The sequence below is a fragment of the Sphingomonas sp. CCH9-F2 genome, from assembly GCF_001556735.1.
Classification (GTDB): Bacteria; Pseudomonadota; Alphaproteobacteria; order Sphingomonadales; family Sphingomonadaceae; genus Sphingomonas; species Sphingomonas ginsenosidimutans.
The window spans coordinates 1-7,054 of the sequence record NZ_LSJO01000271.1 but is presented as its reverse complement, the minus strand read 5'-3'; the positions used below and the strand labels follow the sequence as shown (position 1 = coordinate 7,054).

The 7,054-nt window shown below is 65.5% G+C and carries 6 protein-coding genes; 2 read left to right on the top strand and 4 right to left on the bottom strand.

The features are described from left to right. Positions 1-304 precede the first annotated feature (304 nt). Together AX685_RS20960 and AX685_RS08155 are read left to right on the top strand one after the other, a co-directional pair. Positions 305-808: a DNA/RNA non-specific endonuclease gene (locus tag AX685_RS20960; protein WP_082740712.1), complete on the top strand. Its 504-nt coding sequence runs from the start codon at positions 305-307 to the stop codon at positions 806-808. Continuing rightward, the gene (locus tag AX685_RS08155; protein ID WP_231738699.1) at positions 795-1,214 is read left to right on the top strand and encodes a hypothetical protein; all 420 of its coding nucleotides are present in this window, start codon (positions 795-797) and stop codon (positions 1,212-1,214) included. Before AX685_RS20960 ends, AX685_RS08155 begins: the two co-directional genes overlap by 14 nt. A gap of 496 nt (positions 1,215-1,710) precedes the next feature. Here the strand turns inward: AX685_RS08155 and AX685_RS08150 are convergent, their stop codons facing one another. From AX685_RS08150 to AX685_RS08130, 4 genes are all read right to left on the bottom strand, one after another. Next, entirely contained in the window at positions 1,711-4,065 is a 2,355-nt protein-coding gene (locus AX685_RS08150; RefSeq protein ID WP_231738696.1) for a membrane-bound PQQ-dependent dehydrogenase, glucose/quinate/shikimate family, read from the bottom strand. Positions 4,066-4,275: 210 nt separating this feature from the next. Then, on the bottom strand, positions 4,276-4,947 hold the full coding sequence (locus AX685_RS08145) for an SDR family oxidoreductase (RefSeq protein WP_269450474.1): 672 nt from the start codon (positions 4,945-4,947) through the stop codon (positions 4,276-4,278). Between the two features lie 493 nt (positions 4,948-5,440). Then, positions 5,441-6,400, bottom strand: a complete 960-nt coding sequence (locus tag AX685_RS08135; RefSeq protein WP_066487386.1) for an alpha/beta hydrolase — start codon at positions 6,398-6,400, stop codon at positions 5,441-5,443. Positions 6,401-6,428: 28 nt separating this feature from the next. Next, the coding region (locus AX685_RS08130) for an alpha/beta hydrolase (protein ID WP_156445726.1) at positions 6,429-7,054 on the bottom strand (626 nt) is incomplete at its 5' end.

Genomic DNA, 7,054 nt, shown 5'->3' with positions numbered 1-7,054 from the left:
CGGTAAGGGGGGCGGCGGTGGCGCGACCGGTTCGTGGGATCAACCGGCGCGCCCATCCCGAGCGAAATCGCAAAGCCCGGCAACTCGCGTTACTTCGAAGGAGCCGACGCGGATCGCATCACCAAGAAGCCGCGCGGCGGCCCCCAAAGCATCTTCCCACAGACCACGCACGTGGGCTGGTGGCGGATTTACCGGTGGTGGAGGCGGTAGCTTCGGCGGAGGTGGCGCAACGGCGACAGAAGCATGGGGATCACCCGAGCCGAAACGTCATCCGACCCCTTCACACGCTTCGGCACCGACCATTGTGTCGTCGAACCGCGATGCCGCGAAGAACACGGTTTCCGAGCAAACTGCGAACGCGCCAAGCGAACGTTTCCGCACGGTCGTTCATAACGGTTATACGTACCAGATAGACGCGCGGGAGCGGACGCTGCGTGTCTCCGGTATGCTCACTGTTGCCGAAACGCCGGTGCGTTCCCGGACGTCGCAGCGGCAGGCGGGTGGAGCGGAGCGACGGGCGAGCGACGATGGCGGCCATTACATCGCGGCGCGCTTCAACGGTCCTACCGAGGCGTTCAATCACTTTGCGCAGGACGCGAACTTCAACCGCGGCGGCTATCGCCTGCTCGAGGACGAGTGGGCGAGGGACAAGCGTGCCGGAAGAGCAGTGACGGTGAAGATCGTTCCACAATTCAGCGGCGCTTCCGTGCGGCCATCGACGATTAATGTGTGGTGGACCGTCGATGGCAAGACAAAGAGCCTAAGATTTCCCAACGAACGACCGGAGAAGCGCCGTGGCGGAAACTGAATCGGAGCGTCTGCTGAACGAGATCGGTCGATTACTGATGGAGGACAGCGACTATCCGTCGGAACCCACGCTGCTCTATGCGCAACTCGATCATAACATGATTGGCGAATCGATCTTCAAGGAAATCGGCGATCAGTTGCTTTATCGGTGGCCCGCAAACGAGCGATTGCCCTACGCGCTTCTCGAATTGTGGGAAGCACAGGACGGACGGGATCGGTGGTCGGAACTGGAATATGTGCTGCGCGACGGTATATTCGAAGTGGCGTATTTCTATCCGGACGAAATCGATCTCCAGGAAGATGTGATCGAACGCCGAGAGCGTGCGCTGCGGCGGCATTTCGGAGAGAAGCCGATCGTCTACCCGCCCCTGCCCTTGGAGGACGAAACTCAAAACTACGAAGTGTAGGTCATGTCCTGTCGGGCGTTCGGCGCGGAATCGATATTCTCCAATGATTTGAGTGCCCAGCTTTGCCCCTTGTGGGGCACCATTCCCGGTCTAACGATGGGCACCGTCCCTTCCAGACGCGGGACACGATTGGTGACGCCGGTTCCAGTGCAGCCTTCGAGCCTGAGATTCTAATTTCGCCTTTCCAGACGGTGACCTCCGACACCAGCATTCGCAGATAGGCCGCGCGTAGGGCCGGATGTCGTCGCGCAGTCTCTCCGACAAAAACTTGCCGAACCGTGCGACGGTGTTCGCGGCGATCCGCCGCGATCCACGAGCACGTTGTGTCTCTAGCGTATCTATCCGTGCCGCCGCGGCAGCAAGGGCAGACCGGTTTTCGCGCATTCGCGCGCGAACGCGGCGCCCGCACAGGCCGCGGTGATCCCCCGAAGATGGCGGCGGGAGAATTTCAGGTGCGTGGATGCACGTCCGGCCCATCGCGTTCCGCGCTCGATGGTCAGGCTTTGGGCAGGGCAAACGCCAGGGTGTAGTCGCCGTAGCGCGTGCCGAGAGCGCCGTGCCCGCCGGCCGTGATAACGACATACTGCCGCCCGTCGCGTCCGCGATAGGTCATCGGCGTCGCCTGAGCGCCGGCGGGCAGGCGGGCCTTCCACACAACCTCGCCCGTGTTGAGGTCGAAGGCGCGCAGATACTGGTCCGTGGTGGCGCCGATGAAGGCCAGCCCACCCGCGGTGATGATCGACCCGCCCAGGTTGGGCACGCCGGTCTTGATCGGCACGCCCAGATGCGAGCCGAACAACCCGGTGTCGCGCGCGGTGCCCAGCACCTTCTTCCACAGCACGCGGCGGGTACCAAGATCGACCGCGGTCAGATGCCCCCAAGGAGGCGCGACGCACGGCGCGCCGAATATCCCCACCCACGCCTTGACCACCGCGACATACGGGGTGTTGTATTGCGTCTGGAGCTGGGCCTGCATGGCATTCTCGCCGCCCTTCTTCTGCTTCATCATGGGTGCGACGCGGGGGTCGTCGCGGCGCATCAGCCACAGCTTGAACGGCATCTCCATCGTGTTGACCGTCATCACGCCGCGTACGGGATCGACCGCGGCGCCACCCCAGTCGGTGACGCCATCGAAGGCCGGGTGGCCGATGATCGGCTTCAGCCCCATCGGCTGGTAGATGCCGGTCCCCTGCGCACGCCGGATGTCGATGCGGCAGAACAATTGGTCGATCGGCGTCGCGCCCCAGGTGGCGACTTCGGTCGGCGCGGCTGGGGTGAAGCTCGGCATCCCGGTCGAGAAGGGCTGCGTCGGCGAGACGCGCACGCCGGGTGTGGCACCGTCGGTACGAACTGGCCGTTCCGCGATCGCGGCGATCGGAGCACCGGTCAGACGGTTCAGGAAGAACACCTGCCCCATCTTTGTCGTCTGGATGAGCGCGGGGATCATCCGACCATTGGGCGCGCGATAGTCGAACAATGACGGACCGATCGGCAGGTCCATGTCCCACATGTCGCGATGGACCAATTGCCTCGTCCAGCGCAGCTTGCCGGTTGCGATCTCGAGTGCGACGATCGACGACCCGAAGCGATCGTCGAACGGCCGGCGATAGCCGATCCAATAATCGGGCGAGGCGTTTCCCGTCCCAAGATAGACGAGGCCGTTCGCCGCATCCGCGGTGATCGCGCCCCAAACGTTGGGCGTGCCGCGCGTATAGGTCTGGCCCGCCGGCAGCGGCTTGATCGCATCCGGCGAGCGGCCCACGTCCCACGCCCAGACCGGCGCGCCCGAGATGGGATCATAGGCTCGCACGACGCCAGACGGGATGTCGCGGTTGACGTTGTCGATGATGCGTTCGCCGATGATGAGGCGGTTGTTGACGACCACCGGCGGGGTCGTGCCGATCTGGTCCGAAGGCTTGGACGTGCCCATGTTCGCGCGCAGGTCGATCGCGCCGCCGTTGGCAAAGCTGGGGCACGGCCGCCCCGTGTCGGCATCCAGCGCCACCAGACGCGCATTGAAGGTCGGCGCGAAGATGCGGCGCGGACACGGCGTGCCGGACGGCGCCTCGAAATAGGTGACGCCTCTGCAGACCAGGTAATTGTTACCTTGGACCGGCGCTTCTTCGTGCCAGCTCCACTTGGTGCGGCCGGTCGTCGCGTCGATCGCCTGAACGAAAGAATGCGGTGTGCAGGTATAGAGCGTGTCGCCGATGTGGATGGGCGTCGCTTCCGAGTGATATTCGCGCTTGTGTTCCTTCGTTTCGGCCGCAACCGGAAGATCGCCGGTCCGCTGCGTCCAAGCAAGCTCCAGCCGGCCGACGTTCTGCGGGGTGATGTCGGCTAGAGCGGAATAGCGGCGCCCCGCCAAGGTGCCGCCATAGTCGCGCCAGTCCGCATCCGCCTCTCCGGTCGGAGCGGCGGGCAGTGTGGCGGCGCCAGGCGCTTTCTGCGCCGTGACCGCGTCTCCGTGGAGGAAGAGGCCGCCGATACCGAGCGCGACGATCGCCACCGCGACGGCGGGCGCAGCACGGGTATGCGAGCGCCAGGACCGCGATCGCCAGCCGGTCAGCAGCACGAGCACCAGCAGCACGGTCGGCGCGACCAGGCGCGGCACAAGCTGCAGGCCGTCGAGACCAACCTCCCACAGCGACCAAATAAGGGTGCCGAGCCAGATCGCGACGAACAGCCAGCGCCCCAGCGGATTGCCGCGACCGATCAACGCCCCGCTCGCGATCATCGCGAGCCCGGCAATGACGTAATAGGGCGAACCGCCGATCAATGCGAGCACGCCGCCCGCCACCGTGAAGAAGCCGCCGAGAATGGCGACGAACCAAGCCAGGCCCCGGACCAACAACCGTTTCATCACCCGTTCTCCCGGCGCCTACGTCTGCTCAACGCCAACCGCGCCAGAAAGTCGCCTGAGTGGCCACGAACCGGCAATCATCATTCGACGGCGCATCAAGACGACCCATGAAGCGACATTCGGCGGTTGGCCGTTCCTGCCCAGAACCCACCGTTCGTTCATCTCAGCGAGGGGTGAAGCGCTTCAACCCCGCTGTCGTCACCAGGGCACCGTTGCCCCGTGACGATCGATGAAGCGCAAGCCGGCAGTCCCCAGCTGCGCGAGGAGGGTGTCGACCAGTTCGGGAATGGCGTCTTCGACATTGAGAGGCGCCTTGTCGCCGCCGAGATCGGTCCTGATCCAGCCCGGCGCCATTAGCACCAGCGCGCGCCGCGTCTCCGCGTGGCGAGCGGCATAGCTGCGCATATATTGGTTCAAGGCCGCCTTGCTCCCGCGGTAAACCTCGTGACCGCCCTTCTCGTTGTTGGCGATGCTGCCCTGGCCCGACGACATGACGCCGATCAGTCCGTCTTCGCGAACCACATCCTGCAGCCCCTCAACGGTTCGCATCACGCCGAGCGCATTGGTCACCATCACGCGAACGAACTCCTCGGTCGAGGTTTCCGCGATGGTTTCGTCTTGGTTGCTGTTGGCGGTGCCGGCGTTGACAAACAGCATGTCGACGCTCGTGCCGAATAGGCGGCCACGAAGTGCAGCGATCTGCGCCAGGTCGGTGATGTCCAGGTGCTCGATGCGGACTTGGTCGCCATGACGCTGGGCGAGATCGTCGAGAGTGGTCGGCCCATTGCCACGAACGGTGCCGATTACATGCCAGCCCTTCTCAACGAACGCCACCGCCATCGCCTCGCCCAGACCGCGGGAAGCGCCGATGAGGAGAAGCGTGCGCCGGCTTGCGATATTCGTGTCTGTGATCGGTCAAGCTCCTATCGGCAAAGATCGGCAAAGGTTCGGGCGAACTCGGCCCCGCCATCGTCCAGCGCCCCGAGGCGGGCGGTTCGCGCGTAGGCGAAGCGTCGGAATGCCTGTCCGGGGGAAGCCTGCACCTGTCCGCACAGGGTCTGCGCGAAGGGCGTCACGTCACGCACACGCGCGTCCTTGGTTAGGGCGAGTGCTCGGAGGACGGCGTCGCGCTCGGGTCCAGCCCAGTCGGGGTCCGGATCGACCGCGGGGGTCGTCGACCGGACCTGTTCGTGCGACGGCGCCGTCAACTCCCGGCCTGCCGTCACGACGCGGACCGCGTTTTGCGAGGGCTCCAGAGACGGCGAGCGCTCGAGCCTTGACGGACCGAGCAGCACTGCAGCCGCGAGCATGCCGACAACACAAGGAACGACCCACGCTGCTCGACCCATGATCTTTCCGCGACTCAGGGCCGGCGACGCACGTTGCTGAGCACACCCAGCCATCCGGGCGCGTTCGTCGCCAGTTCACCGTCCTCGGCAAAGGCGGCCGGACCGTCTTCGACGCCTTGCAGCTTCCACATGAACCAGGCGGTCGGATAGCCGAGCAGGGGGTAGACGCCCAGGTTGCAGGAAGCCGGAACGCCGCCGCTCGCGCAGTCCGGACTGCCCTCGATCTCGGTGTGGCCGCCGAGCGCGATCATGCCCATCACCTTGTCCACGCCATTGGCGGTCGGCAGATAATAGCCAACATTGGTCGGCAAGCTGGAGACCACGTCGAGATCGCCGCCAACGTAGAAGATCGAGCCGCTTGTCACCTTTGGCAGCGCGCCAAGATCGATCGTGCAATCCGCGACGACGCACACGGCGCGCAACGGCGTCGCGATCGGTACGTAGGTTTTGAAGAGCAAGGAATTGCGCGAGAACAGCCGGGCCGCAGTCGCCGCGCCCTGCGAATGGCCTGCCAGCCCGATCTTCCCGGAATCGACCTTGCCGTAGAAAACGGAGGACGGGTTCCGGGACAGATCAAGCAGATGGTTGGTCGCATCGATGACGGTGTCGCCTTGCCCGGTTGATCCATCGCGGGAGCGAATGACGATGAAGCCCCAACTGGCCAGGTGTCGAAGGAAATAGGCGTTCTTTTGGGCCGGCACCTGTTCGGCCGTACCATTCGCGAAGACCACCACCGGATGGCGGAAGCCGCTCGTCATCCCCGTCAACGGATTCGAACCGAGAGGGGTCGGATACCAGATGTCGCAGACGTTGTTCTCCCGGTCGCACGCGCCGGTCGAGACGGTCGTGGTGGTGCCCCAAGGACCCTCGGCGGCGTAGCGTCGCTCGATCGGCCCGCTTGCGCGATAGGATGCGGCCGCCGCCGGCGGCACCGATGACCACAGCGCCGCCAATGCCAGGATCGCCCATCGCATCGCTCCGTCTCCTTCGTGTGTGTTGTGCCTATTTCGTCAGCCAGCCATGCGCGCCGAGCCAGCCGAGCAGCGCCGCGTTCCAGCCGGCGCTGGTGGTTCCCGGCTTGCCGTCGAAGCCGAAGCCATGGCCGCCGCGCTCGTACACGTGCAGTTCGACCGCGCCTCCGGCACGGCGCCAGCTTTCGGGAAGGCCATAGCCTTGCTTGCCGAACAGCTCGTCGTCGCTCGCCACGGCCACAAAGAGAGGAGGCGCCCCCGCCGGCACCGGCGTCGGCGCCATGGCCGGATAGATGGCCGCGAACAGGTCGGGTGTGGTGCCCGGCGCGGCGGCCTTCACCAAATCGATGCCCATGATCGCGCCTGCGGAGAAGCCCATGTACGCCACGCGTCGCGGATCGACGCCCCATCGCGTCGTCTCCGCGCGCACCAGCCGCATCGCGGCCTGGGCGTCCGCCAGCGCCGCGGGCGGAGCCGCCACGCTCGCGCCGCCCTTTGCCCCTGCCGCCGCCGCGGCGGCGAAGCGGGCGAGTGCCGCCTGCTTGAATGCCTCCATCGGGGCGGGAGTCGGATCGAGCCGGTATTTGAGGACGAAGGCGGCGATGCCATGATCCGCCAGCCATCGCGCCGGCTTCATCGCCTCGGCCTCCATCGATT